This is a genomic window from Thermomonospora umbrina, from assembly GCF_003386555.1.
Classification (GTDB): Bacteria; Actinomycetota; Actinomycetes; order Streptosporangiales; family Streptosporangiaceae; genus Thermomonospora; species Thermomonospora umbrina.
Genome location: NZ_QTTT01000001.1, coordinates 1,517,843 through 1,541,816 on the forward strand (window position 1 = coordinate 1,517,843; position 23,974 = coordinate 1,541,816).

24 protein-coding genes are annotated in these 23,974 nt (G+C 70.7%); 17 read left to right on the plus strand and 7 right to left on the minus strand.

Going from position 1 to position 23,974, the window contains the following annotated elements; translation table 11 throughout:
- Positions 1 to 47 precede the first annotated feature (47 nt).
- Both DFJ69_RS06565 and DFJ69_RS06570 read right to left on the minus strand, forming a co-directional pair.
- Positions 48 to 902, minus strand: a complete 855-nt coding sequence (locus DFJ69_RS06565; RefSeq protein WP_170177554.1) for a CE1 family esterase — start codon at positions 900 to 902, stop codon at positions 48 to 50.
- Between the two features lie 195 nt (positions 903 to 1,097).
- Positions 1,098 to 1,499 (minus strand): RidA family protein, encoded by a 402-nt coding sequence (locus tag DFJ69_RS06570; RefSeq protein WP_116021652.1) that lies wholly within the window; start codon positions 1,497 to 1,499, stop codon positions 1,098 to 1,100.
- A gap of 96 nt (positions 1,500 to 1,595) precedes the next feature.
- On the opposite strand from DFJ69_RS06570, the gene DFJ69_RS06575 reads away from it, so the two are divergent.
- The gene (locus tag DFJ69_RS06575; RefSeq protein ID WP_116021653.1) at positions 1,596 to 2,000 is read left to right on the plus strand and encodes a MarR family winged helix-turn-helix transcriptional regulator; all 405 of its coding nucleotides are present in this window, start codon (positions 1,596 to 1,598) and stop codon (positions 1,998 to 2,000) included.
- Between the two features lie 194 nt (positions 2,001 to 2,194).
- Here DFJ69_RS06575 and DFJ69_RS06580 read toward each other — a convergent pair whose 3' ends face one another.
- Positions 2,195 to 2,722: a VOC family protein gene (locus DFJ69_RS06580; protein WP_116021654.1), complete on the minus strand. Its 528-nt coding sequence runs from the start codon at positions 2,720 to 2,722 to the stop codon at positions 2,195 to 2,197.
- A gap of 108 nt (positions 2,723 to 2,830) precedes the next feature.
- On the minus strand, positions 2,831 to 4,054 hold the full coding sequence (locus DFJ69_RS06585) for a PP2C family protein-serine/threonine phosphatase (protein ID WP_245974081.1): 1,224 nt from the start codon (positions 4,052 to 4,054) through the stop codon (positions 2,831 to 2,833).
- A gap of 292 nt (positions 4,055 to 4,346) precedes the next feature.
- On the opposite strand from DFJ69_RS06585, the gene DFJ69_RS06590 reads away from it, so the two are divergent.
- From DFJ69_RS06590 to bla, 4 genes are all read left to right on the plus strand, one after another.
- Positions 4,347 to 5,417 (plus strand): phosphotransferase family protein, encoded by a 1,071-nt coding sequence (locus DFJ69_RS06590; protein WP_116021655.1) that lies wholly within the window; start codon positions 4,347 to 4,349, stop codon positions 5,415 to 5,417.
- A complete protein-coding gene (locus DFJ69_RS06595) occupies positions 5,414 to 6,007 on the plus strand; it encodes a TetR/AcrR family transcriptional regulator (protein WP_170177555.1) in 594 nt (197 codons plus the stop codon). Before DFJ69_RS06590 ends, DFJ69_RS06595 begins: the two co-directional genes overlap by 4 nt.
- A 29-nt stretch (positions 6,008 to 6,036) precedes the next feature.
- On the plus strand, positions 6,037 to 6,675 hold the full coding sequence (locus DFJ69_RS06600; protein WP_116021657.1) for a histidine phosphatase family protein: 639 nt from the start codon (positions 6,037 to 6,039) through the stop codon (positions 6,673 to 6,675).
- A gap of 146 nt (positions 6,676 to 6,821) precedes the next feature.
- Positions 6,822 to 7,817: a class A beta-lactamase gene (gene bla, locus DFJ69_RS06605; RefSeq protein ID WP_245974082.1), complete on the plus strand. Its 996-nt coding sequence runs from the start codon at positions 6,822 to 6,824 to the stop codon at positions 7,815 to 7,817.
- A 123-nt stretch (positions 7,818 to 7,940) separates the two neighbouring features.
- On the opposite strand, the gene DFJ69_RS06610 is transcribed toward bla, so the two are convergent.
- Positions 7,941 to 8,552 carry an EF-hand domain-containing protein gene (locus DFJ69_RS06610; protein ID WP_170177556.1) on the minus strand — a complete coding sequence of 204 codons (612 nt, stop codon included), beginning with the start codon at positions 8,550 to 8,552 and terminating at the stop codon, positions 7,941 to 7,943.
- A gap of 275 nt (positions 8,553 to 8,827) precedes the next feature.
- Here DFJ69_RS06610 and DFJ69_RS06615 point away from each other — a divergent pair, with 275 nt between their 5' ends.
- The 3 genes from DFJ69_RS06615 (at position 8,828) to DFJ69_RS06625 (ending at position 11,082) form a co-directional block, all read left to right on the plus strand.
- On the plus strand, positions 8,828 to 9,412 hold the full coding sequence (locus DFJ69_RS06615) for a dihydrofolate reductase family protein (RefSeq protein ID WP_116021659.1): 585 nt from the start codon (positions 8,828 to 8,830) through the stop codon (positions 9,410 to 9,412).
- Positions 9,413 to 9,498: 86 nt separating this feature from the next.
- Positions 9,499 to 9,855 carry a YciI family protein gene (locus DFJ69_RS06620; protein ID WP_116021660.1) on the plus strand — a complete coding sequence of 119 codons (357 nt, stop codon included), beginning with the start codon at positions 9,499 to 9,501 and terminating at the stop codon, positions 9,853 to 9,855.
- A 6-nt stretch (positions 9,856 to 9,861) separates the two neighbouring features.
- Complete coding sequence (locus DFJ69_RS06625) at positions 9,862 to 11,082, plus strand: RNA polymerase sigma factor (RefSeq protein ID WP_116021661.1); 1,221 nt, start codon at positions 9,862 to 9,864, stop codon at positions 11,080 to 11,082.
- A gap of 126 nt (positions 11,083 to 11,208) precedes the next feature.
- Here DFJ69_RS06625 and DFJ69_RS06630 read toward each other — a convergent pair whose 3' ends face one another.
- Positions 11,209 to 11,853: a TetR/AcrR family transcriptional regulator gene (locus DFJ69_RS06630; protein WP_116021662.1), complete on the minus strand. Its 645-nt coding sequence runs from the start codon at positions 11,851 to 11,853 to the stop codon at positions 11,209 to 11,211.
- 272 nt (positions 11,854 to 12,125) lie between these two features.
- On the opposite strand from DFJ69_RS06630, the gene DFJ69_RS06635 reads away from it, so the two are divergent.
- On the plus strand, positions 12,126 to 13,385 hold the full coding sequence (locus tag DFJ69_RS06635) for a YncE family protein (protein ID WP_116021663.1): 1,260 nt from the start codon (positions 12,126 to 12,128) through the stop codon (positions 13,383 to 13,385).
- A 174-nt stretch (positions 13,386 to 13,559) separates the two neighbouring features.
- Here DFJ69_RS06635 and DFJ69_RS06640 read toward each other — a convergent pair whose 3' ends face one another.
- Positions 13,560 to 13,970: an ester cyclase gene (locus DFJ69_RS06640; protein ID WP_116021664.1), complete on the minus strand. Its 411-nt coding sequence runs from the start codon at positions 13,968 to 13,970 to the stop codon at positions 13,560 to 13,562.
- 550 nt (positions 13,971 to 14,520) lie between these two features.
- Between DFJ69_RS06640 and DFJ69_RS34135 the strand changes: the two genes are divergently transcribed.
- The 8 genes from DFJ69_RS34135 (at position 14,521) to nhaA (ending at position 23,956) form a co-directional block, all read left to right on the plus strand.
- Positions 14,521 to 14,880, plus strand: coding sequence for a hypothetical protein (locus DFJ69_RS34135; protein WP_170177557.1), 360 nt, complete (start codon positions 14,521 to 14,523; stop codon positions 14,878 to 14,880).
- Positions 14,881 to 15,184: 304 nt separating this feature from the next.
- Entirely contained in the window at positions 15,185 to 16,012 is an 828-nt protein-coding gene (locus DFJ69_RS06655; RefSeq protein WP_116021667.1) for an SDR family NAD(P)-dependent oxidoreductase, read from the plus strand.
- A gap of 708 nt (positions 16,013 to 16,720) precedes the next feature.
- Positions 16,721 to 17,596, plus strand: a complete 876-nt coding sequence (locus DFJ69_RS06660; RefSeq protein ID WP_116021668.1) for an alpha/beta hydrolase family protein — start codon at positions 16,721 to 16,723, stop codon at positions 17,594 to 17,596.
- A gap of 104 nt (positions 17,597 to 17,700) precedes the next feature.
- The gene (locus DFJ69_RS06665) at positions 17,701 to 18,219 is read left to right on the plus strand and encodes a hypothetical protein (protein WP_211328530.1); all 519 of its coding nucleotides are present in this window, start codon (positions 17,701 to 17,703) and stop codon (positions 18,217 to 18,219) included.
- Between the two features lie 530 nt (positions 18,220 to 18,749).
- Complete coding sequence (locus DFJ69_RS06670; RefSeq protein WP_116021669.1) at positions 18,750 to 19,340, plus strand: hypothetical protein; 591 nt, start codon at positions 18,750 to 18,752, stop codon at positions 19,338 to 19,340.
- 528 nt (positions 19,341 to 19,868) lie between these two features.
- The gene (locus tag DFJ69_RS06675) at positions 19,869 to 21,350 is read left to right on the plus strand and encodes a SulP family inorganic anion transporter (RefSeq protein ID WP_245974711.1); all 1,482 of its coding nucleotides are present in this window, start codon (positions 19,869 to 19,871) and stop codon (positions 21,348 to 21,350) included.
- A 268-nt stretch (positions 21,351 to 21,618) separates the two neighbouring features.
- Positions 21,619 to 22,008 (plus strand): MerR family transcriptional regulator, encoded by a 390-nt coding sequence (locus tag DFJ69_RS06680; protein ID WP_116021671.1) that lies wholly within the window; start codon positions 21,619 to 21,621, stop codon positions 22,006 to 22,008.
- A 592-nt stretch (positions 22,009 to 22,600) separates the two neighbouring features.
- Positions 22,601 to 23,956: a Na+/H+ antiporter NhaA gene (gene nhaA / locus DFJ69_RS06685; RefSeq protein WP_116021672.1), complete on the plus strand. Its 1,356-nt coding sequence runs from the start codon at positions 22,601 to 22,603 to the stop codon at positions 23,954 to 23,956.
- Positions 23,957 to 23,974: the final 18 nt, after the last annotated feature.

Below are 23,974 nucleotides of genomic sequence, written 5' to 3' on the forward strand. Positions count from 1 at the left end.
GCGCGCGGGGGACGTGTCCCCCACGCGCCCGGTCGGCTCCGCAGTGGTTACGGGAGCGGGTGGTCCTCGAACAGGGTCCACATCCGGTTGCGGAGATCGATGCCCTGGTCGCCCACGGGGAACTTATGGTCGAGCCCGCTGTACAACCGCCAGTACACCTGCGTGTTGTCGGGGCAGTTGAAGTGGTACGCCTCCGACACCCCGGTACCGGTCTCGGGGTACTGGGTGCCGGGGCACTCGTTGTTCTGGACCCACGCGGCGCGCTGGCCCTCCATCGCCCACTTCAACGGGTCGTTCACGCCCACCGACACCCCGACGGCGATCTTACGGGGCAGCGGAAGGCAGTCCAGGGTCATGAGCGGACCGGCGTGCGTCGCCACGGAGGCGAACTTGTCCGACTCGTCGCAGGCCAGGCGCGCGGCCATCTGCCCGCCGTTGGAGAAGCCGGCGGCGTGCACGCGCGCGGGGTTGACGCACCAGGTCGCCGCGATGTCGTCGACGACATCGCGGAGGTGGTCGACGTCCGCCGAGTCCTGGCCGAGCTTCCAGGACGGCGGGTAGTTCATTTCACTGCCGGTCGGATAGGCGACGATGAACTTCTTCTGCGCCGCGAACTGCGTCCATCCGGAATTGGTCTCGTGGTTCGCGCCCCCCTCACCGCCGCCGTGCAGCGCGAGCAGCAGCGGCACCTGACCGGTCAGTCCGGAGGGGACGTTGACGAGATATTGCCGGCCGCCGACGGTGCGCGGAACGGTCCCGTTCGTGGGTGTCAGAGTGCAGGCGGCGACCTGCGTCGTGGCCGGTCGGGCGGTCGTGGCCTGCGCCGACGCCATCGGCGCGACCACCGTTGCGATCATCGCCGCGCACAATGCGACGGCGGACATGAGTCGGGCGACCGACATGAAACCTCCTGGGTCCTCGGAACTTTCGAAGCGCATGGATTGGGTGCGGACGGAAACAATCCGGTGGCTTGCCATTGAAGGTTCGACAAGGTCTCAGGAGGTTGAACCCCCCTGCTTTCGTCACGAGTATGTGATCTTCTCGACTGATCGTCAACCGGTGGGCGAAGTGCGGTGCATTACCTCGCCCCCGGGACTTCAGCGGGCGATGGCGGTGACCTCGACCTCGATCCGCCAGTCCGGCTGCGCCAGGGACGAGACCTCCAGCAGGGTGTCGGCCGGATACGGGCGGGACAGGAACTCCTCGCGGAGCCTGATGACGTCGTCGAGGTCGGCCGCCATGTCGGTGACGAAGATGCCGACCTTGACCACGTCGGACAGGTCGGCCCCCGCCTCGGCCAGCACCCGCGCGACGTTGGCGAACGCCTGCCGGCCCTGTGCGAGGAAGTCGTCGGAGACCGTCCGCCCCCGCTCGTCGATGCCGGCCTGGCCGGAGACGTAGATGACGTCGCCCGCCCGGATCGCCTGCGAGATGCGGTACGGCTCGTACCAGTCCGGGGTGGTGGCGATCCGCTCGAACCGGCCGGTGGTGCTGGACATGACGCCTCCATGTGCATGTACATACAATAGTTGCAGACGCAAGCAAATATTGCGCATGCATATACTTTTGTCAACCGCACGGAGGCAGGTGGCAGGGTGGATCCGCGGACGTGGGACCAGGTCCTCACGCTGTACGCGAGGGTCGAGCATGAGCTGGGCAGGCGGCTCCAGGGCCGGCACGCCCTCGGGCTGTCGGACTATCGGGCGCTCCGCCGGCTCGCCGAGGCCGACGACGGCGAGCTGCGCATGCAGGACCTCGCCGAACGCATCGGCCTCAACCAGAGCTCGGTCAGCCGACTGGCCGCCCGCCTGGAGTCGGCCGGACTCACCCGGCGCGACCTGTGTCCCGACGACCGCCGCGGCGTCTACCTCGTCATCACCGACCGAGGCCGCACGGTGCAGGAGGCGGCCTCCCACACCTACCGGGAGACCCTGGACACCACCCTCGACGAGGCCGCCGACTCCGACCTCGGCACCCTGATCGCCCGCCTCCGAGGCTGACCCCGACTCGGCGCGGCACCACGCCCCTCACCGGAGAGGCCCGGGATCTCTCCGAAGGCTCGCCCCGCGGCCGTACCCCCTTGGGCGGCGGCATCGGTTGTCGGGCGGGACCGCGCGGGGATTTCACGGACCGCGCCGGCACGGACACGTGGGCACCACGGCCCGTACTCTCGAACGGGCCGAGAACCCGCAGGTCAGGGGCGCCATCGGCGGCGGGGTGTGGAGTTCTCGTAGGGCTGGGGGTCGGGGTAGGTGAGCAGCTCGAGCGTGCCGCCCCACGGTGTCCGCGTGTACTGGAACCGGTTGCGGGGGCCTGATTCCGGGCCGGGGAGGGGGCGGGGCTCGTCCAGCAGTCGTCCGCCCGCTGCGGCGACCCGTTCGGCGGCGGCGTCGAGGTCGTCCACGTAGACCGCCAGATGCTGCCATCCCAGGTCGCAGGGCAGCGACGGCGCGTTCTGCCGAGGGCCGGCGAACTCCATCAACTCCAGGCCCGGCCCGTGGGGCAGGGCGAGCATCCGGACGGCCAGTTCCCGGGTCCCGGGGGGCACGCCCAAATGCCGTTCCGTGCCGGGGCCGCCGTTGGGCCCGTCGGCGCGCCGGAGGGTGTCGTACAGGACCTCGGCGTCCAGGGCCGCGCGGAAGAACTCGGTGGCGGCGTCGAGATCGGGAACGGTGACACCGACGTGGTCGATGCCGCGGACACCCTGCGGACGGCCCTCCATGCCCGATCGGTTCCCCCGGCCTCCATGATCACGCCGCGGGTGGTCGTACCCCGCCGAGAGGCTCGCCCTGCGGCGGGCCGAGACCACCCCGCGCGGGGACGGGCGTCGTCAGAGTGTGGGGGCGGCGGCCGGATGCTCGGGGGCGGGCAGCCACTCGAAGAGCACGATGGTGGCGTCGTCCTCGAGGTGTCGGTCGTGGTGGGCGAGGACGGCGTGGATGAGGCGGCGCAGCACCTCGTAGGCGGGTTCGCCGGCGGCGGTGGCGCGGATGATGAAGTCGGTGAAGCTGTCCAGACCGAACCTCTCCCCGTCGGGAGTGCGGGCCTCGGTGACACCGTCGGTGTAAAGCAGGACGCGGTCGCCCGGCTGGAGCCGGTAGTGCTGGATGCGCCGCCGGCGCCCCGTGAGCGAGCCCAGCCCCAACGGCGTCTCCGCGGGCCGTTCCAGGGCGCCGGTGACCACGCGTTGATCGCGGATGAGCAGCGGCACGGGGTGGCCGCAGTTGACCCAGGTCAGCTCACCGGTGGGCAGGTCGACGTGGGCGAAGATCCCGGTGCAGTAGCGATCGGGGAACATCTCCGAAAGGTTCTGGTCGACGGACTCGGCCAGCTCCCGGAGATCGAAGCCGTTGCGGCGGGCGTTCCGGCAGCCGGCCATGGCCACCGAGGTCGTCAGGCCGGCCCGCAGGTCGTGCCCCATGGCGTCCAAGATCGTGGCGTGCAGGGTCTGATCGATCAGGGAGTGGTCGAAGCCGTCGCCGCCGACGGCATAGGCGGGCTCCAGGACCGCCGAGGACGTGATCCGCGGGGACCTCAACGTACGCGGCGGCAGAAAGGCCCACACCATCTCGGCGGGCAACCGCATCGGCTCCGTGCGCTGCAGCCGGGTGAAGCTGTCGCTGCGGGTCCCCTTGGTCAGCACGATCAGGCTGAGCAGGGCGGCCAGGGAACGGCAGAAGCGCAGGATCGGCACGTCCAGCCGATCGGTCCGCACGCTGAGAACGCCGATGCGCTCGATCCCGTCCGCCAGGGGCAGCCACAGCATCAGCCCGTTCGACTCCGCCTCGGCGATGCGGATCGACGCGGTCCGGTAACACCAGCCCGCCAGTCCCTCATCGATCTGCAGGACCGGCCGTTCCGGGGTCTGCGGGTCCGGAAGCGGGATCAACACGTCCTGCTGCACGTCGGCGAGGTAGATCGTCACCTCCTGCAGCCCCAGCCGGTCCGCGGCCCGGCCGACCAGTTCGGGGAGATCATGGGGGCCGAGCGCCTCCGCCTCGTGCATCAGGTCGTCCAGCACCCGATACCCGGTCAGATCCATCACATCGACCATCAGGGCGTCCCTTCCGACGCACGGAGAAGCGCGATCGCCTCTCCTTCCAGCCTCCACCCGCACGACTCGGCCCGGAAGACCTCCCAAGACCGGTCATCGACAACTCGTCGCCCCAAAAGACCACGCACGAGAACCGACCTCATGCCCGCCCACGCCGTGACGATGCCGTGACGGCACCGCGACCACCACCACGAGCCGCACCCCCTCGGACGGAACGGTGTCGGGGCTTGTCGGACATACTGAGCGCCCGGTATGTTGCCGCTCCGTCGGGCAGTCGCATGGAGGGATCACCATGGCGGATTCGGTGCGGGCCGGGGCGCTGCGCGCCGAGGACGCCTTCGACGTCGAGGCCGTTCACCGCTGGCTGGTGGGGCGGGTGCCGGGGCTGTCCGGGACGCCGGAGGTGCGGCAGTTCGGGGGCGGCGCCTCGAACCTCACGTATCTGCTGGCGTATCCCGGCCGGGATCTCGTGCTGCGTCGGCCGCCGCACGGCACGAAGGCCGCCTCGGCCCACGACATGGGCCGTGAGGTGACCGTGCAGCGGGGGTTGGCGCCGTTGTGGCCGCTGGTGCCGCAGGTGCACGCGTTCTGTGAGGACCGTTCGGTGATCGGGGCGGAGTTCTACGTGATGGAGCGCCTCGAGGGCACGATCCTCGGCGCCGAGCTCCCGCCCGGGCTCACCCTGGATGCCCCGCAGGCCCGCGTGTTGGGCCATGCGGTGATCGACACCCTGGCCGACCTGCACAGCGTCGATGTCGAACGCGCCGGCCTGGCCCGCCTGGGCAAGGGCCCCGGGTACGTGGCCCGCCAGGTCGAGGGCTGGTCCGGGCGCTGGCGGGCGGCCGTGACCGACGACGCGCCCGACGCCGAGCCGGTGATGACCTGGCTGTACGAGCGGCAGCCGGTGGACGTGGCGGCGCGGATGCTGCACGGCGACTGGAAGCTCGACAACCTCGTCGTGGCCCTCGACGATCCCGGCGGCGCCCCGCGCATCGTGGGCGTGCTGGACTGGGAGATGGCCACGGTCGGCGACCCGCTGATGGACCTGGGCGCGTCGATGGCCTACTGGATCACCTCCGACGACGATCCCCTGTACGGTCTCCTGCGCCGTCAGCCCACGCATCTGCCCGGGATGCCGACCCGCGCGCAGATGGTGGCCCGCTATCTGGAGCGGACCGGCCTGCCGATGGGCGACTGGCGGTTCTACGAGGTGTTCGGCCTGTTCCGCCTCGCGGTGATCATCCAGCAGATCTGGGCGCGCTACCGCGCCGGGCAGACGACCAATCCCGCGTTCCGGCACTTCGGCGGTGCGGTCGCGATCCTCGTCGAACGCGCGACCGGCCGGCTCGCGGGCCCGCCGTGAGCGCTCCGGCCCGACCGGGGCGCGGCCAGGCCAGGCAGCGGATCGTCGCCGCGGCGACCGACCTGTTCGCCCGCCAGGGATACGAGGCCACCACCACCCGCCAGATCGCCGCCGCCGCCGAGGTCACCAAAGGCGCGCTCTATCACTGGTTCGACTCCAAGCAGCAACTGCTGCTGTGCATCTACCGCGATCTGCTCGTCGAGCAGACCGAGCGGTTGGCGACCCTCGCCGCCGCCGAGGCGCCCGTCGAACGACGGCTGCGCGACGTCGCGCTCGACCTGGCCGAGCACATCGCCGCGCACGCCGAGCCGCTGGCGGTCTGGGCCCGTTCGATGCATCTGCTGGACGGCGAGCACGCCGCGGAGATCCGCGCCGACCGCCGCCGCTACCACGAGATGTTCCGCGACCTGCTCCTCGAAGGGCAGAACGCCGGGGTCGTGCGGAGGGACGTGTCCGCGACCGTCATGACCCATACCTTCCTCAGCAGCGTCGGCGACGTCCACACCTGGTTCCGTGACGATGGGCCGCTCCCCCGCCGGGAGGTCGGCCGCCAGATGGTCGCCCTGTTCCTCGGCGGCGTCCGCCCCTGACCCGTACCCCTCATCTCCCCGGAGCTCCGATGCCCGTCATCTACCTGGTCCGTCACGCGCAGGCGTCCTTCGGCGCCGACGACTACGACGCGCTGTCCCCGCTGGGCCGCGAGCAGGCGACCGTCCTCGGCCGCACGCTCGCCGCGCGCAAGCCCCGCGACCCGCTCGTCGTGGCCGGGACGCTGGTCCGGCAGCAGGACACCGCCCGGATCCTGATGCAAGCCGCCGGGCTGCCCGGCCACCCCGACAGCGACGCTCGATGGAACGAGTACGACTTCGTCGACATGGTGTCCCGGCACGCCGCCGACCACTCCCCCGACGACGACCCCCAGGCCATCCTCGAACGGGCGTTGCGGCTTTGGATCCAAGAGGACTCCCCCGACGGCTGGCGCGCGTTCACCCAGGGCGCCGCCGCCGCGCTGGCCGATCTGCGCACCACGCTCGGCACCGGCCGGGACGCCGTCGTGGTCACCTCCGGCGGCGTCATCGCCGCCCTCTGCGGCGGTCTGCTGGGCGTCCCGCCGTCCGGCGTCATCTCCCTGAACCGGGTGACGATCAACGCCTCCGTCACCACCGTCCTGGCCGGCTCCACGGGCACCACCTTGCTGACCTTCAACGACCACGCCCACTTCACGGGCGATGACCGCGGCCTGCTGACCTACCGCTGACCTCTCTGGGCTCGTGGGTCCGGCTCCGAGTGCGTTCCCGGAGAGGCCGTAGGCTCGCGTTCAGGTGCGGCCGTTCGGCACGGGGGGCATCCCTGATCCCGGTCTACCGGACTTCCAGGGGATCATGAACGGCGAGGAGGCCGAGCATGCGCGGAACCGATCGCCGGTGGCCCCGACGGGGTCTGGGTGCCGCGGCGCTGGCGGCGTCCATGGTGTTCGGCGCGACCGCCTGTGGCGCGGGCCCGGCCGAGACGAGGACGGCGGCCGATCGCGGCACGCCCCGGGCCACCACGCAGCCCCTGCCCTCCGGCGCGCCGGAGGCGGCGGACGCACGGCAGGTCGAGGTCACCAAGCGTCTGCGCGCCCTGGAGACCGCCTACCGGGGACGGATCGGCGCGTTCGCTTTGGACACCGGCACCGGCCGCGTCGTCGGCCACCGCGCACAGGAACGCTTCCCCTTCTTGTCGACGTTCAAGGCGCTCGCGGCGGGAGCAGTCCTGAGCAGGGCCCACCGCCAGGACCCCGGGCTCATGGACCGCGTCGTCCACTGGACGAGCGAGGAGGTGAAGCCCAACTCACCGATCACCGAGAAGCACACGGGCCCGGACAAGGGCCTCACCGTCGCGCGGTTGTGCGACGCGGCCATCCGCTACAGCGACAACACCGCCGGCAACATGCTGCTCAAGCAGCTCGGCGGCCCGGCGGGTCTGACCGGCTTCCTGCGTTCCCTGGGCGACCCCGTCTCCCGGCTCGACCGTTGGGAGATCGAGCTGAACGACTGGTCGCCCGGCGAACGACGCGACACCACCACCCCCGCACGCGCGGGCACCGACCTCCACAGGCTGACCGCCGGCGGCTCCCTCGTCCCGCAGGACCGCGCTCGGCTGGTCGGCTGGCTGCGCGGCAACACCACCGGCGACACCCGCATCCGCGCCGGACTGCCGAACTGGACGGTCGGCGACAAGACCGGCAGCAACGGCGGCATGGCCAACGACATCGCCATCGCCTGGCCACCCGGCTCGACCGCCCCGGTGATCCTCGCCGTCTACACCCACCGGCTGGACCCCACCGCGCCCCGCGAGGACGAGGTGGTCGCCGACGCCGCCGCGATCCTGGCACGCGGCCTCGGCAAGACCCCTTGACGGTCCCCTCCCGCCCCTTCGTCCCGGGTGTCGACGACGTCATCGCGGGGATACCCCTGGCCTGCGGCGTTGTGGTGACCGCAGGCCGTCGCCGCATGACGTGGGTGGGACGAAGGTCCGGGCCTACCCTGTCCCGGGATGGGGCGGTGGCGGGCCGAACAGCCAGTTGCCCGCGGCATGAGGGTCGGGGCTGGTGTAGTAATCCAGGACGCAGCCCGTCAGCTCGGCGTGGTCGATACGGCCGTTGCCGTCCACATCCAGGCGGGCGAACGCCTGAGCGACCTGGTCGGAGGGGAGTCCCGGGGCGTGTCCGTGGATGAAGGCGGTGTATTCCGGCAGGCTGATGGTGCCGTTGTCGTCGCGATCGGCCACGGCCATCACCGCATCGGCCAGCCCGCCCAGGGTGCGTCGGGCCAACTGCGGGTCGCGGGTCAGGGCGGTGCAGGCGGTGATGAACTCCTCCCTGGTCAGACGCCCGTCGCCATCGGCGTCCAAGGGGGCGTGCAAGCGCCGCCAGATGTTGAGGTAGGCGTCGATCATCTCCTGTTCCGCGTCACCGTCCGACTCGTACCCCAGGGCGGCCGCGGCGCGGCGTCCCATCTCGACGTGGTCGGCCTCGGTGAAGGCGCCGTCGCCGTCGGCGTCCAGCCAACGGAAGCTCGCCCGGATCTTGGCCAGGACGAACGGATGCACCTCGGTCTGCTCGGCCGTACCGTCGGTGTCGTCGTGCATCATCGACCCCATTTCCCCAAACCCTGCCAAGACGGCACTGGTCAGACCAACAGTAGGGAGGGGGACACCGCGTGCGCGGACCGTGCCACGCCTTCTCGTCGGCAAACTCACCCGTCCGCCACCTCAGCCATGCCCGGGAGACCTCGTCGCCTCGGACGCGGTCGGGGCGCGTACGTCTTTCAATTTTTCTCCCGCGAGGTGTCGATCGGCGTCGAGCCCGTTCGTAGTCAAGGTGAGAGGCCGGCAACGGGCCGGTCGCCACTCGCGAGGAGAGCGTCATGACCGCCACCTACACCTTCGACGTCTTTTCCACCCTGGACGGCTACGGCTCCTACAACGAAAGCGGTGACTGGGGCGGCTACTGGGGCAAGCAGGGGCCGGAGTTCCTCGACCGCCGCCTGGCCTTGTACGGCGAGGAGCAGCGGATGGTGCTGGGGGCCGGCACCTTCCGGCAGTTCGTGCAGATCATGGGCCCGAGCGCCGGGGAGTTGAAGGAGCTCGACCCGGTGAACACCCGGATGAGGAACATGCCGACGACGGTGGTGTCGACGACGCTGCAGGGCCCTCTGGACTGGCCGGACGCGACCCTGGTCAGCGGCGACGCCGTCGATGTCGTCGCCCGGCTCAAGGAGGAGTCCCGGGTGCCGTTGCGTTCGCACGGCAGCCTGTCCATGAACCGGGCGCTGATGGCCGCGGGCCTGGTCGACCGCGTCCAGGTGACGATCTTCCCCGTGATCAGCGGGCGGACCGGAGCGGCCCCGATCCTCCAGGGCGCGGCCGACTTCGACCTCGAGCTGATCGAGAGCCGCACCCTCGACGGCCGCACTCAGGAGCTCATCTACCGACCCACCCCGCATGTCTGAGTCCCCGTCCACGCACGAGCCGCTGATGCCGACGCACCCGGGCGTCGCCCGCCGCCCGTCCGCCTGAACCCGCGAAGGAGTGAGCCATGAAGAAGTACCTGCTCGCCGTTCAATTCGACGAGAGCGCGCCGTCGCCGTCCGACGAGGAGATGCAGGAGCAGTTGGCCCGGACGGCCGAGGTCACCGCCGAGATGCGGGCCGCCGGTTCATGGGTGTTCGTCGGCGGCCTGCTGCCCTCGTCCGCCGCCACGGTCGTCCACCCCGGCAACGGAACGATCACGATGACCGACGGCCCGTTCGCCGAGACGAAGGAGCAGCTCGGCGGGTTCTGGGTGATCCGGTGCGAGGACCTGGACCAGGCGCTGGCCTGGGCCGAGAAGTGCGCCCTCGCCTGCGGGGAACCGATCGAGGTGCGCCCGTTCGAAGACGCGCAGTGGACGTGAGCGCGGATGGACCTGGACGGCGTCTATCGGGCGGAGTACGGCCGGTGCGTGGCCACGCTGACCCGCCTCCTCGGTGACATCGGGCTCGCCGAGGAGGCCGTGCAGGACGCGTTCGCGGTGGCCGTTCAAAAGTGGGACGAGACGCCGCCCAACCCGGGCGCGTGGATCGTGACCACCGCCCGCAACCGGGCGATCGACCGCCTGCGCCGCGAGTCCACCCGCGAGGCCCGCCAGGCGCAGGCGCTGCTGCTGCACGCACCCGACGAGCCGGAGGAGGTGGGGCCGGTGCGCGACGACCAGCTCCGCATGATCTTCACGTGCTGCCACCCGGCGCTGTCGCCGCTCGCGCAGACGGCGCTGACCCTGCGCCTGCTCGGCGGGCTGGAGGTGGCCGAGATCGCACGGGCCCATCTGGTGCCGGAGGCGACCGTCGCCCAGCGGATCGTACGGGCGAAGAAGAAGATCCGGGACGCCGGCATCCCCTACCGGGTGCCCGACGACGCCGCACTGCCCGATCGGCTGGCCTCGGTGCTCACCGTGCTCTACCTCGTCTTCAACGAGGGATACGCCTCGACCTCCGGGGAACTGCTGCGGACGGACCTGTGCCAGGAGGCCGTTCGCCTGGCCAGGGCCCTCGCCGACCTGATGCCCGACGAGCCGGAGGTCATCGGGCTGCTGGCGCTGCTCCTGCTCACCGAGGCCCGTCGGCCGGCGCGGGTGGGGCCTTCGGGTGAGCTGGTGGTGCTCGCCGAGCAGGACCGGTCGCTGTGGAACCGGGAGCTGATCGCCGAGGGCCATGAGCTGGTGCGGCGGTGCCTGCGCCGTGGCCGGCCGGGCCCGTACCAATGGCAGGCCGCGATCAACGCCGTCCACACCGACGGCCCGGCGACCGACTGGGCGCAGGTGCTGGCGCTCTACGACCAACTGCTCCAGCACACCCCGACCCCGATCGTGGCGCTCAACCGCGCGGTCGCCGTCGCCGAGGTGCACGGACCGGCGCCGGCGCTGGCCGCCATCGAGGATCTCGACCTGCCCGGGTACCATCTGCTGCCCGCCACCCGCGCGGACCTGCTCACCCGCCTCGGCCGTACCGCCGACGCCGTCGCCGCCTACGACGAGGCCATCGCCCTGGCCACGAACGACACCGAACGGACCTTCCTGGAGACGCGTCGGGCGCGCCTCGGGCGGGAGATCCGAGGCCGGAGACAAGGAGGGTGCACACCGTGAGCGCCCCCCGGACCGTCGCCGTGCCCGCCGCGAGGATGTTCGCGGTACCGGCGGAGCCGACGACCCATTCCGCGATCGACGGCACCGGCCGGGCTCAGAAGCCCGCCGACCGTGGTACGGGTCGGCTCAGGTCGCGATGCGGTAGCGGCCGAGGACGACCTGAAGCAGTTCGTGGGCGATCTCGTCCAGGGTGGCGTCGACCCAGCCGACGACCCAGTCGTGCATGAGGCCGTTGACGGAGCCGATGAACGCGGCGGCGGCGATCCGGTAGTTGCCGGGGGGAGCCTCGCCGCGTTCGACGGCCTCGTTCACGACGTGGGTGATGAAGTCGATCCACACGGCGCGGCGGTCGAGGCGCCGGCGGTCCATGCGGGGGCCGACGCCGATGATCTCGACGTAGGCGATACGGGCGTGGCGGGGGTCCGAGGCGGCGCCCTTGACGTAGGCGCGCAGCATCTGGGTGAGTCGTTCGCTCAGGGGCTCGTCCTGGATGTGGGGCAGGACGTCCAGGACGGCCTGCTCCGCGACGTCGTTCACGTAGAGGTGCAGCTCGGCCAGGACGTCTTCGAGGGTGTCGAACTCCTCGTAGAACTGGCGGGTGGACAGCCCGGCGGCCTTGCAGAGGTCGATGACCTTGGTGGCGCGGTAGCCGGGGCCGGCCCCGAAGAGGTCCAGGCCCGCCCGCAGGAAGCGCCGGTGGCGTTCGGCCTGGCGCTCGCCGGCCGGCCTGCCCTTGTAGCGGCCGGCCGCCGCCGTGCCCGGTTCGGTCACCGCACCTCCTTTCACTGCGTGCGGCCGATTATCGCGCACGGGTCTTGTGGCGGCCGCCACACCTGTCTACGATCCAGTGAACCAAGTTGAAAACGGCGATTTTCAAGCTTTGGGGGCGTGTGCGCGAGGCCCACAAGGACCGCGCATGTGCCGGTCGAGCATGCTCGGATGCTGCTTTTCAACTGTCTGATGGTGGTGCCCGCCGTCGGTCCGTTCCCGGGCGCGGAGCCTGTGCGCTGCAGTCTGCGCCTCTCACCCCCAGGAGTCAGAACATGCGAGCCTCGACCCGTACGCGTTGGCGCAGATCCCTGCTCGGTGGTGCCATGGCCGCCGTGGCCGCGGCCGGAGGCGTCGTGTCCGCCGGCACCGCGACCGCCGCCCCGCCGCTGCAGGAGGTGATGCTGGTCGGCAACAACTGGGAGGGCACCGCCGACGTCATCAGGTCCACCGGCGACTTCGCCAAGATCGGCCGCATCGACCTGATCCCGGACAAGGCCGAGCGGCTGCGCGAGATCCATCTCAACCCCCTCCGGCTGATCTTCTTCCTGGGCATCCGGCACACCGTCGGCGAGGGCCACGACCAGTTCACCGACGATCTGTACACCACACCGGACGGCTCGGCCATCGTCGTGTCGCGCCCGAGCTTCGCCGACGTGGCCTCCATCGACACCGCCACCGGCCGGCTCAAGTGGCGCTTCCCCGTCTCCGGTTTCCGCTCCGACCACATGGCGGTCTCACCCGACGGCTCGCGGGTGGCGGTGTCGGCGTCCACCGGCAACACCGTGCACGTGCTCGACATCGCCACGGGCCGCCAGCTCGGGTCGTTCAAGACCGGCGACAAGCCGCACGAGAACGTCTTCACCGACGGCGGCAGGCACCTGTGGAACATGTCGATCGGCGAGGTCAACAACGACTTCGACGCGCCGCGGCAGGACTGGCTCAAGGGCGACCGCAAGATCACCGTGACCGACGCCTCGACCTTCAAGGTCGTCAAGACCATCGACATGCGCGAGCGCCTGGACGCCTTCGGCGGCAAGGACTTCTCCGACTCGGTGCGCCCGGTCGCGTTCACCCCCGACGAGTCCACGCTGTACTTCCAGGTCTCGTTCTTCAACGGCTTCTTCGAGTACGACGTCGCCGCGGACAAGATCACCCGCATGAAGACCCTCCCGGAGAACCCCGACACCTCCGACGACCGCACCACCTTCGTCAACGACTCCCGCCACCACGGCATGTCCATGAACCCCGCCGGGACCAAGCTGTGCGTCGCCGGCACCATGGACGAGTACGCCACCATTGTCGACCGCGCCACCCTTCAGGAGGGCCCGCTGGTGCCGGCCGCCAAGCCGTACTGGGCCACCGTCAGCGGCGACGGCAGGGCGTGCGTCATCTCCGAGAGCGCCGCCGACCAGGTCACCGCGATCGACTTCGCCACCGGACGTAAGATCATCTCCATTCCCGTGGGCGACCACCCGCAGCGGATCCGCGTGGCCCGCCTCCCCGCGGGCTGGACCGGCCCGGCCACCGGCTGAGTCGGACACCCGATCGACGACCTCGCGCCCCGGCCGGCTCCTCACCGCGAGGCATGCCCGTCGTTCTCGGGCCCTCGTCAGCTCGCCTCCTCGTCGTTCGGGTGGTCGGGCCGGGGCCTGCCGGGTCGCCGGGCGGAGCGGGTCGGCTTGGCCCCGCCTCGCGCCGGCAAGGCGTCAGGTGGGGAGGGCGCCCAGGCGGGTCATGAGCCCCAGGGTGTCGGAGATCACCCAGTACTCGGTGAAGCGGTCGTCGGTCAGGCGCATGAAGTCGGCTCCGGTGAAGGAGATCGGGGTGCCGGGTGGGGCCGTGGCGCCGGGGATGCCGCCGCGGTAGGCGCCGGTGAAGGTCCAATGGGCGGCGACCCGGTCGCCGTCCACGATCGGGCCGAGGTTCAGGGACGTGGAGACGTCGTCGAACATCGTGAATGTCTGGCCGATGCGTTCGGCCAGGGCGGGGATGCCGTGCACGTCGCCGTCCGGCCAGTGGCCCACGAAGTCGGGTGTGCACAGCTCGGGCAGGACGTCCAGGTCTCCTCGCCAGACTTCGCCCAGCCAACGCCGGTACCGGGCCGCGATGTCGGTCATGGCGGTGGTGTGCCCTCCTCCGCCTCCGGAAACCTCCGCCTGTGTACGGGGAGGGCGGTCGCCGTAAGGCGCTCGGCGGGGCGGGGCCTGGTGATGACGGCACGGGCGGAGGCCGGGTTGTTGGTGCTGATGCGGGACATCACCGACTCCGCGTCGCCCGAAGGGGTTCCGGAGCCCCACCCACCTCACGATCGACGAGAGGCACGGGCATCGCCTTCATCAACATGCCGGGCCTGGGTGCCGACGCCTTACGGGTCTACGGCAGGCCCGGCCGCGACGACGGCGACCGGCGGCTCCACGAGCCGTACCGCCTGGCCGCCGGGCTGCGCGGCGCCGCACGGTCGAAGATCAACGAGTTGATCGCTCCGAGAGCTGAACCACACACTGTTATGGTCTCCGCCTGGCTCGCTATTAGGACAGTTGCCAAAGAATGTCGTGGACATGTGGGTCGGGTCTCGTAGTTGGGGTCGGCGCGAGAGTGTCACAGTGAGCGTCGTCCATCCCCAGGCCATTACCGTGAGGTGAACCTCGTCATGTGGCGGAAACGTCGGTGTCACCGCGGGTCGGGTCCCGCAGGGTCGGCATGGTGGTGGCCGCGGCGGTCACCACGCCTGCCGTGACCGTGTCGGCGGCCCCCTCGGCGGGCGTGGCCCCCGGGGGCGTGCTCGAGATCGGTGTGGACACCGGCCGGTTCAAGCTCCCCATCGGCTGCAAGATCACGCTGCGCGGATTCCCGGTGTTCTATCTGCCCACCGACGTCGACGTCCAGGGCGTCGCCCCGGTCCAACTGGGGCCCGGCCAGGAGTTCTGGCTGACCCAGGGGTCCGGCGGCATCGCCTTCCCCGCCTGGCTGACCGCGTTGGCCCCGTCCTGGGTGTCACCAAGGCCGACGCCAAGATCACCGACCTGAGCATCGGCGCGTCCGACTCCACCCCCGAATCCATCGACATCGCCGAGGAAAAGACCTTCGAGATCGACGGGAATCGGTGAAGGTCCCCACCGGACCCGTTCGAGCCTGCCCGGACGGCCGAACGCGCCCGCCGGCCCGGTGCACCACCGCCGCCTGACGGCCGGTTCGTCCAGGTGCCCGACTCCGGTATCGGCGCTGCGCGTCACCGCAGGCGCGGACCGCCGACGATCCGTGCCGTCACGCCCCACCCCGCACCGCATCGTTGATGACCACTCCCATGCCCGAGCCTGAGCGGAGCCCCACCATGAAGATCGCGATCGTGACCGGCGGAGCGTCCGGCATCGGCCGCGCGATCGCCACGTCCCTCGTGGCCCGCGGCGACACCGTCATCGTCTCCGACATCGACGCGACCGGCGCCGAGGCCGTCGCGGACCGGCTCAACACCCTCGGCGAGGGCAAGGCGCACGCCGCGTCGCTGGACGTCACCGATGCCGCCGCCGTCACCCGCCTCTACCAGGACGTCCACAACGACCACGGACGACTCGACCTGGTGTTCAACAACGCCGGCATCGCCATCGGCGGACTGGCCGAGGAACTCACCCTCGACCACTGGCGCCGCGCCGTCGACATCAACCTCATGGGCGTCGTCCACGGCGTGCACGCCGCCTACCCGATCATGCTGGAGCAGCGCTCCGGACACATCGTCAACACCGCGTCGCTGGCGGGTCTCCTCCCCATGCCCCTCGGCATCCCCTATACCGCCACCAAGCACGCGGTCGTCGGCCTCTCCCTGGGTCTGCGCGCCGAAGCCTCCGTCAGGGGCGTCAAGGTCAGCGTCGTCTGCCCCGGCTTCGTCGACACCCCGCTGCTGGCCGACATCAACAAGGACCTCCCCGACACCACGCTCAGCGGCGACGGCCGTGAGGCCATCCGCAAGCAGCCCGGCGGCCTCTACACCGCCGACAAGCTCGCCGACGACATCATGCTCGGCATCCGCCGCAACAAGGCCCTCATCGTCGCCCCCTCCCTCGGCCGCGCCGCCTGGCGCGCCGGCCGCCTCAACCCCGCCGCCGCCGCCCGCGTCACCTCCATCGCCGTCCGCCGCCACCGCCGCGAGCACGGCCACACCTGACCGACACGGCGAACGAGCCCTGGACCGCCGTGCCGACCAACGGAGACGTACGGGACGTCATGCGTCCCAGAGCTACGCGCCTCGTTGACTCCTCCAGCCGCGACAGTCGTCTGCCGGCGGCACCACCGGCAGGGCGGCCAGTCTGCGGTCGGCCCGCGACCCGTTCATCGGACAACCCCAGGGGGCTTGCGCCATCCGGTGGCCATGTTGTTGTACGGCGGAGGAGTTCAGGAAAAGCGGTTGACGCAGCAGGATCTTGCACGAGGGATGCGGGCTGAAATTCGTCCGGTAACGGGAGAGCGCCGCTCCCGACACCGAGGTCATGCAGTGGCAGCACCATTCCGGATTGGCTCGGATCGTCGTTCTAGAGCGACGGCGCTCCCCAAGGTGCCGGGTGGGGTGCTGACCCTTCGACACCCGAGCTACTCCGACTCAAAGACACGGAGGCGACCGATGCTGGGGCCGGTTCGTTCCCGCTGGACGGTACGGAGCGTCAGGGGCGACCCACCGGGCGTGGTGGCTTGCATGCACTGCTAAAAGGCGGACCTCCTTTTTGTGAGTGCCCGCTAAGAGAGCCGAACGTTGGTAGCGGGCTGACAAAGCCGTGGGAGCAAGAGCGTAGGACGCCTAGCAGCAATCGGGATTGTGTCGGAACACACTCACCCTCGTACATCCACCCCGTGGGACAGAAGGGCCGGTCTCCTCTCGATGAAATTCAGACTGAAGATGCTCCCGGCGGCGTTCGCCCTGCTGGCGGGTGTCGCCGTCGCGGCGCCGGCCGAGTCGGCGCAGCGGGCGGCGAGCCCGTACGAGCGTGGGCCGGCGCCGACCGAGCAGAGCGTCAGCGCCAAGTTGGGTCCGTTCGCGTTCACGCAGGTGCCGGCACCCGCCAACGCCTCCGCCGGGTTCAACCAGGGCACCGTCTACTACCCCAACGACACCGGTCAGGGCACGTTCGGCGCCATCGCCATCACTCCGGGCTTCCTGTCGCCCGAGTCCTCGATCGGGTGGCTGGGCCCCCGGTTGGCGTCGAACGGCTTCGTGGTGATCACGTTGACCACCAACAGCCCCGTCGACTTTCCGGGCGGGCGCGCCGCGCAGATGAGGGCTGCGCTGGACTGGGTCACCAAGCAGGCCCCGGACGCGATCCGGTCGCGGATCGACCCGACGCGATTGGGCGTGATGGGCTGGTCGATGGGCGGCGGCGGCACCCTCGAGGTGGCCAACACGCACCCGAACATCCAGGCGGCCGTTCCGCTGGCGCCGTGGCACCTCACCAACAACTGGTCCACGGTCAAGGTCCCGACCATGATCATCGGCGCCCAGAACGACCTGATCGCCGGTGTCGGCGCGCACTCCGAGCCGTTCTACGAGAGCCTCAAGTCGGCTCCGGAGCGCGCGTACGCCGAGATCAAGGGCGGCAACCACTTCAGCGTCACCGTCGACACCCCGCTGGTCGGCAAGCTCGCGACGTCGTGGATGAAGCGCTTCATCGACGACGACACCCGCTACGACCAGTTCCTGTGCCCGAAGCCGACCGACAGCACCCTGAGCGAGTACCGGGACTCCTGCCCGAACGGCTGACAGTCCTCACACGTCCACGAAAGGTCGCCTTTCCTCCTGTGCCCGTGACCTGACGGTTCCCGTGGTCACGGGCCGGGCGTTGCGCGCCGTGGACGTTCCCCACGATGGCGGTCGTCTTCCTGGACGGCCGCCATCTCGGGACCCTGCCGCACGCGGTCGGCCGGCCGATCCCGCACGGCGGCAGCAGGTCGATCGTGTCCGCGATGACCACGGCGCTGAAGGCCCACGGCGGCCGGATCACCACCGGACACCGCGTCGAATCGCTGCGTGACCTGCCGCGCCACCGGGCCCTCCTGCTCGACACCGCCCCCGCCGGCCCGCTGAACCCGGCCGGCGACCTCCTGCCGGACGACTACACCCGCAGCCTGCGGCGCTTCCGCCACGGGGGCGGCGTCTGCAAGGTGGACCTCGCACTGTCCGGTCCCGTGCCGTGGACCGCGCCGGGCCGCGACCTGGCGGGCACGCTCCACGTGGCGGGCGGCGAACGGCATGGGACCCTCGCCCCCGGCAGGGCCGACCCGTGCAGCGGCCTCCCTGTTGTGGGCCCGTGCTGGAGCCGAACGTGCACCCATGCAGAAAGACCAGGGGGCCGGCTGGGGGGCGAGGCGGTGTCGGCCCGTTGAATCGCCAAGGTGGCGACGCCGCCGGTGGCCACCGGCGCGGCTTCGCCTCCGGCACCCGACATCACCACCCCTGGATACGTCTCCACGCCGGTGCTCCCGGCTCGCGTCGGTGCCTCCCCCGCCCGCCGACAAGCGCCATCGGGACCAGGGCCCGCCCTGGCGGCAAAGGTCCGCTGGGCCCCGCTGCTCCCAGTCGTAGGCGGCCGTGGCAGCGTGCGGTTCGTCGGCGAACGTACCGACGTCGGGCGGGCTTGCCCGAGCTGCTTGGCCGTACCACCCACGACCATGTGGGCCGCGCCGCCTCCCCGCGCATCCTGCCCGGACAGGGCGGCGACACCGAGGCCCGATGAGCTTGCCGAGCCCGTCGACGTGGACGACCACGTTCGCGGGTTCGTAGTCGCGGCGCACGACCGCCAGTGCATGGAACCCCCCACCGCCCGCGTGTCGATCTATAAGCCTGCAGGGCCGTGCGGCACAGGGGCGGCTGCCATGATGAACCGGCACATCGGCGCCCGCAGGGAGGAACGAACGTGAACCTACGGCTGCCCGGCATCGCCGCCATCACGGCCATGGCCCCGCTCCTCGTGGCCGGATGCGCCGGCGACGAGCCCGCAACGGGCCCGACCTCGCCCCGAACGCCCGGCGCCTCCGCAACACCGGGCGGCTCGGGCGATCGCCCCTCCGATGGCACCGCATCTCCCGGCGGGCCCGTCCACCTGGGCCCGGACGGCTACGGGGCCCTCAAGCTCGGCATGACCCTCGATCAAGCCGAGGCCACCGGCCTGATCACCGTCAAACTCAAGCCGCCGAAGGACCACGGCTGCGGCACCTTCGACCTCAAGACCCACCCCCGCCCCGCCTCCACTGCCGGCGGGAACCTCTCGGCCGGGCTCGGCGTCGCCTCCATCTTCGCCGTCGCCGACATGCGCACCCCCGAGGGCATCACCCTCGGCTCGTCCCTCGCCCAGGTCCAGAACGCCTACCCGCGCCTACAGAACGGGCCCAACCTCTCGTTCACCAAAGTCCCCGGCAACCCCGCCGCCGTGTACACGTTCCTGATCGCCGACGGCCGGGTGAAGGAACTCGTCTTGGACCTGGCGACCCAGGACTGCCACAACTGAGCCGAGCACCCGCCCCGGTCGTCTTCGCGAGGACCGGGCCGCCGCACGTGAGATAGGTGAGGGCCTCAGCGGCCTCCCGGTCGCCGGCGCATCCGCCCGTTGACGTGAGAAGCGTCTCTTCGGCCTTGCGGCCGGCATGCCCAACTCTCTCGTTACGTTAGAGTTGAGATCGTCGGGCACGCGCCCGGTGGGTGTTCCAGACCGAATCGGGAGCCTCGTGAAGCCGTTCATGCCTTCGGGTCGCCGTGGTGACCTCGCCGGGCAGGGGCGGACACGGTGACACCCGGAGCCCGGAGCGCGCCTCGACGGGTCGATGAAGGACCCGATCCCTTGGGTCGGTGGCGAGAGGCGCCCTCGACCGCCTGAGCTCCGGATGTGACGACGGCGGGCGGACCCCAAGGCCCGACCTGGCACCGATCGTGAGACCGACGGCCGATCCGTGTCGCGTCGCCCATGTCGGTGATCGTGTGCCGGCCGCCCCCCTGTACGACGCGAACCCTTCACTTGGAGCCTGTGTTGCTCACTGCCCTGTCCGGGCGCCTGTCGCCCGCCGCCCTGCGCGCCACATGGACGCCGAGGGTGATCCGCACGGAGGTGCTGGCCGGTCTGGTCGTCGCGCTGGCGTTGATCCCCGAGGCGATCTCGTTCTCGATCATCGCCGGGGTGGATCCCAGCATCGGGCTGTTCGCCTCGTTCACCATGGCCGTCACGATCGCGTTCGTGGGAGGCCGGCCGGCGATGATCTCGGCGGCGACCGGAGCGGTCGCGCTCGTGGTGGCGCCGCTGGCGCGTGACCACGGGCTCGGGTACCTCGTCGCGGCCGTCATCGTGGGCGGGGTCTTCCAGGTGGCGTTGGGTGCGCTCGGGGTGGCGCGGCTGATGCGGTTCGTACCGCGCAGCGTCATGGTCGGGTTCGTGAACGCCCTGGCCATCCTGATCTTCCTGGCGCAGGTTCCGGAGTTGCGCGACGTTCCCTGGGGCGTGTATCCGCTGGTGGCCGGCGCGCTGGCGATCATGGTGCTGTTCCCCCGGCTCACCAAGGTCGTTCCGGCGCCGCTGGTGTCGATCGCCGCGCTGACCGCCCTGACCCTCGGTGCGGGCATCGCCGTTCCCACGGTGGGCGACAAGGGCGAACTGCCCTCGGCCCTGCCGACGCCGGGTCTGCCGGACGTGCCGTTCACCCTGGATACCCTCACGCTCGTCGCCCCGTACGCGTTCGCGCTCGCGCTCGTCGGGCTGATGGAGTCGCTGATGACCGCCAAGCTCGTCGACGACCTCACCGACACCCACTCCGGCAAGACCCGCGAGTCGATCGGGCAGGGCATCGCCAACATCGTCACCGGGTTCTTCGGCGGCATGGGCGGCTGCGCCATGATCGGCCAGACGATGATCAACGTCAAGAACGGGGCCCGTACCCGGCTGTCGACGTTCCTGGCCGGGGTGTTCCTGATGGTGCTGTGCATCGCCGCCGGGCCGCTGGTGTCCGACATCCCCATGGCCGCCCTGGTGGCCGTCATGATCCTGGTGTCGCTGGCCACCTTCGACCGGCACTCGGTCTCCCCCGCCACCCTCAAGCGGATGCCGCTCGGCGAGACCCTCGTCATGGTCGTCACCGTCGCCGTCGTGGTCGCGACCCACAACCTCGCGATCGGCGTCATCGTCGGCTCGGTCACCGCCATGGTCATCTTCGCGCGGCGGGTGGCGCACCTGGTCAACGTCTCCGCCGTCACCGACCCCGAGGGCGGCCACGTCGTGTACGCGGTCACCGGAGAGCTGTTCTTCGCCTCCAGCAACGATCTGATCTACCGGTTCGACTACGCCGGCGACCCCGACCACGTGATCATCGACCTGACCGACGCGCACATCTGGGACGCCTCCACGGTCGCCGCCCTGGACGCCGTCACCACCAAGTACGACAAGCGCGGCAAGACGGTCGAGATCGTCGGGCTCAACAAGCCCAGCGCCCACATCCACCGCACCCTGTCCGGCGAACTCACCGCAGACCACTGAACGGGTGCGCCATCACCCCGGTCCCGCCGCCGGGGTCCAGGACGCCTTGCGCGCAGGACCGCCGTCCGGAGGCGACGGGCTACGATCGCCGCCGGCGGGGGCGTCCACCCCGCTCTCACCCGGTATGGACTCGTCCGTGCGAACGGCGCCGACATGGCGACGTCGCTCGGACGTCCGTCTGGAGCCGGCAGGCTGAGCCGGGCGGCATCTGCCGACACTCCGGATCGGCAGCGGGAGTGTCGGGCACCGATGACAGAGAGGGAATCGGATGGGCAGCGGGCGCATGCAGATCGGCGAGGTCGCCGAGCGGACAGGGCTGAGCCTGCGCACGATCCGCCACTACGAAGAGGTGGGGCTCGCCCCGCCCACCGCCCGTTCCCAAGGAGGCTTCCGCCTCTACACCGACGACGACATCGCCCGCCTCCACGTGATCAAGCGGATGAAGCCGCTCGGCTTCACCCTGGAGGAGATGCGGGACCTGCTGTCGACCCTCGACGAGTTGCAGCGTGACGACCTGGAACCCGTCCGCCGCGCCGAGTTGGCCGACCGGCTCACCGCCTACCGCACCATGGTCGACGAACGATGCGAGCAACTCCGTCTCCGCCTGGCGGACGCCGAGCAGTTCTCCGCCGAATTGGCGGACCGGCTCGAGCCGTAGGAGACACCGCGCTTGACCGAGCCTGCTCGGTGTGAGCCGGATCCCATGCGGCATCGCACCGAGTGTGCCCGGTCGACCCACTCACCTCGGCCGTGGACCACGGCATCAGATCGCGGCGGCTCGCCTGCCCACGGTCCGGCTTCGAGGGGTACGCGACAGGTGACCCCTGAGGACATGCGGAAGCCGGGCCGCAACGGTCGGCGGGTACGACGTTCGAGCGCGTCGACTGGAGTCACCGGATCGGCCACCGATCGATGAGGGGCCCTTGCACTCGGCCGCGAGTCGTCCTGTTGCCTCAGCGACCGCTGAGCGGACCACGCCGGACATCGTCCGCCAAGGTCGCCGTGCAAGTCGCCGGCGCCGTTCGGTGCGCGTGTGGCTCGGGCCGGCGGGTGAGTCCGAGATCGTCCGTGCGCACCGGGCCGGCAGGCCGGGCAGATCCGCACGGTGATCAGTCTCATAGGGACGGCTTGTGCAGGATCGCGTACAATTGGTCACGGTGTGCCGGGAAGTCTGGTCGGCGATGTTCGAACGCGTTCGTCGCGTTCGTTGATGTCGTCGATCTCAGGGAGTCCCGGTGTCGGGTAGTGGTGTGCCGCCGCGCAGAAGTGTGCTCTTCGGTCGTGGTTCGTGGCCGGAGGCGAGCCGGGTCGCGCAGGTGCTGCGGCAGGAGACCATCGGGGGCGCGCTGCTGCTGGCCGGTGCGGTGATCGCCGTGGTGTGGGCGAACTCGCCGTGGTCCGGTGCGTACGAGTCGATGCGCGCCTTCACCGTGGGGCCGGCGTCCTGGCATCTGGACCTGTCGCTGGCGACGTGGGCGGCCGACGGGCTTCTGGCGATCTTCTTCTTCGTGGCCGGGCTGGAGCTCAAGCGCGAGTTCGTGGCCGGCGACCTGCGCGATCCCCGGCGTGCGGCGGTGCCGATCGCGGCGGCGTTCGGCGGTGTGCTCGTTCCGGCGCTGCTGTATCTCGTCATCACCCGAGGGGTGGACGGGGCCGCCGCGGGGTGGGCGATCCCCTCGGCCACCGACATCGCGTTCGCGTTGGCGGTGCTGGCGGTGATCGGGCGCTTCCTGCCGTCGGCGCTGCGGACGTTCCTGCTGACGCTGGCCGTGGTGGACGACCTCATCGCGATCGTGATCATCGCGGTCTTCTACACCGTGGACCTGTCGCCCGCCGCGCTGCTGGGCGCGCTCGTGCCGTTGGCCGTCTTCACCTTCCTGGTGCAGCGTCGCGTTCAAGCCTGGTGGCTGTTGCTGCCCCTCGCCGCGGCCACGTGGGTGCTGGTGCACGAGTCGGGGGTCCACGCCACCGTGGCCGGGGTCCTGCTGGGCTTCGCGGTGCCCGTGGCGCAAAGGCGCAAGGCGGGCGGCGGCCCCGAAGCGGGTCCCGGGTTGGCGGAGCACTTCGAGCATCGGTTCCGGCCGCTGTCGGCGGGGCTGGCGGTGCCCGTGTTCGCCCTGTTGTCGGCCGGTGTGGCCTTCGGTGGGCTCGACGGGCTGTCCTCGGCGTTGTCCGATCCCGTCTCACTGGGTGTCATGGCCGGTCTGGTGCTGGGCAAGCCGGTGGGCATCCTCGCGGCGACCTGGTCGGTCGGGCGTTTCACGCGCGCCGACCTCGATCGGGACCTGGCCTGGGTGGACGTGGTGGGCCTGTCCATCCTCGCCGGCATCGGCTTCACCGTGTCGCTGCTGATCGGTGAACTGGCCTTCGCCGACGACCACGCCACCACCGAACACGTGAAGATCGCCGTGTTGACCGCCTCGCTGGTCGCCAGCGTCCTGGCCGCCGTCGTGCTGCGACTGCGCAATCGCGTCTACCGGCGCATCCACCTCGCCGAGACCGCCGACCTGGACCACGACGGGATCCCCGACATCTACCAATCGACGGAATCCCAGGGAACGTCACCCGGTGAGACCTCCACGGGCATGACGCACCGCCGCCGGTGACCACCTGCGTCTCTGCTT

Excerpts from the sequence above, each read along its gene's own strand:
- DFJ69_RS06635 (WP_116021663.1), top strand. The coding sequence starts at position 12,126 with ATGCGAGCCTCGACCCGTACGCGTTGGCGCAGATCCCTGCTCGGTGGT.
- DFJ69_RS06610 (WP_170177556.1), bottom strand. The coding sequence starts at position 8,552 with ATGATGCACGACGACACCGACGGTACGGCCGAGCAGACCGAGGTGCAT.
- DFJ69_RS06600 (WP_116021657.1), top strand. The coding sequence starts at position 6,037 with ATGCCCGTCATCTACCTGGTCCGTCACGCGCAGGCGTCCTTCGGCGCC.
- DFJ69_RS06665 (WP_211328530.1), top strand. The coding sequence starts at position 17,701 with ATGGCGGTCGTCTTCCTGGACGGCCGCCATCTCGGGACCCTGCCGCAC.
- DFJ69_RS06620 (WP_116021660.1), top strand. The coding sequence starts at position 9,499 with ATGAAGAAGTACCTGCTCGCCGTTCAATTCGACGAGAGCGCGCCGTCG.
- DFJ69_RS06615 (WP_116021659.1), top strand. The coding sequence starts at position 8,828 with ATGACCGCCACCTACACCTTCGACGTCTTTTCCACCCTGGACGGCTAC.
- DFJ69_RS06655 (WP_116021667.1), top strand. The coding sequence starts at position 15,185 with ATGAAGATCGCGATCGTGACCGGCGGAGCGTCCGGCATCGGCCGCGCG.
- DFJ69_RS06585 (WP_245974081.1), bottom strand. The coding sequence starts at position 4,054 with ATGGTCGATGTGATGGATCTGACCGGGTATCGGGTGCTGGACGACCTG.
- DFJ69_RS06625 (WP_116021661.1), top strand. The coding sequence starts at position 9,862 with ATGGACCTGGACGGCGTCTATCGGGCGGAGTACGGCCGGTGCGTGGCC.
- bla (WP_245974082.1), top strand. The coding sequence starts at position 6,822 with ATGCGCGGAACCGATCGCCGGTGGCCCCGACGGGGTCTGGGTGCCGCG.
- DFJ69_RS06590 (WP_116021655.1), top strand. The coding sequence starts at position 4,347 with ATGGCGGATTCGGTGCGGGCCGGGGCGCTGCGCGCCGAGGACGCCTTC.
- DFJ69_RS06680 (WP_116021671.1), top strand. The coding sequence starts at position 21,619 with ATGGGCAGCGGGCGCATGCAGATCGGCGAGGTCGCCGAGCGGACAGGG.
- DFJ69_RS06660 (WP_116021668.1), top strand. The coding sequence starts at position 16,721 with ATGAAATTCAGACTGAAGATGCTCCCGGCGGCGTTCGCCCTGCTGGCG.
- DFJ69_RS06580 (WP_116021654.1), bottom strand. The coding sequence starts at position 2,722 with ATGGAGGGCCGTCCGCAGGGTGTCCGCGGCATCGACCACGTCGGTGTC.
- DFJ69_RS06640 (WP_116021664.1), bottom strand. The coding sequence starts at position 13,970 with ATGACCGACATCGCGGCCCGGTACCGGCGTTGGCTGGGCGAAGTCTGG.
- DFJ69_RS06570 (WP_116021652.1), bottom strand. The coding sequence starts at position 1,499 with ATGTCCAGCACCACCGGCCGGTTCGAGCGGATCGCCACCACCCCGGAC.
- DFJ69_RS06565 (WP_170177554.1), bottom strand. The coding sequence starts at position 902 with ATGTCGGTCGCCCGACTCATGTCCGCCGTCGCATTGTGCGCGGCGATG.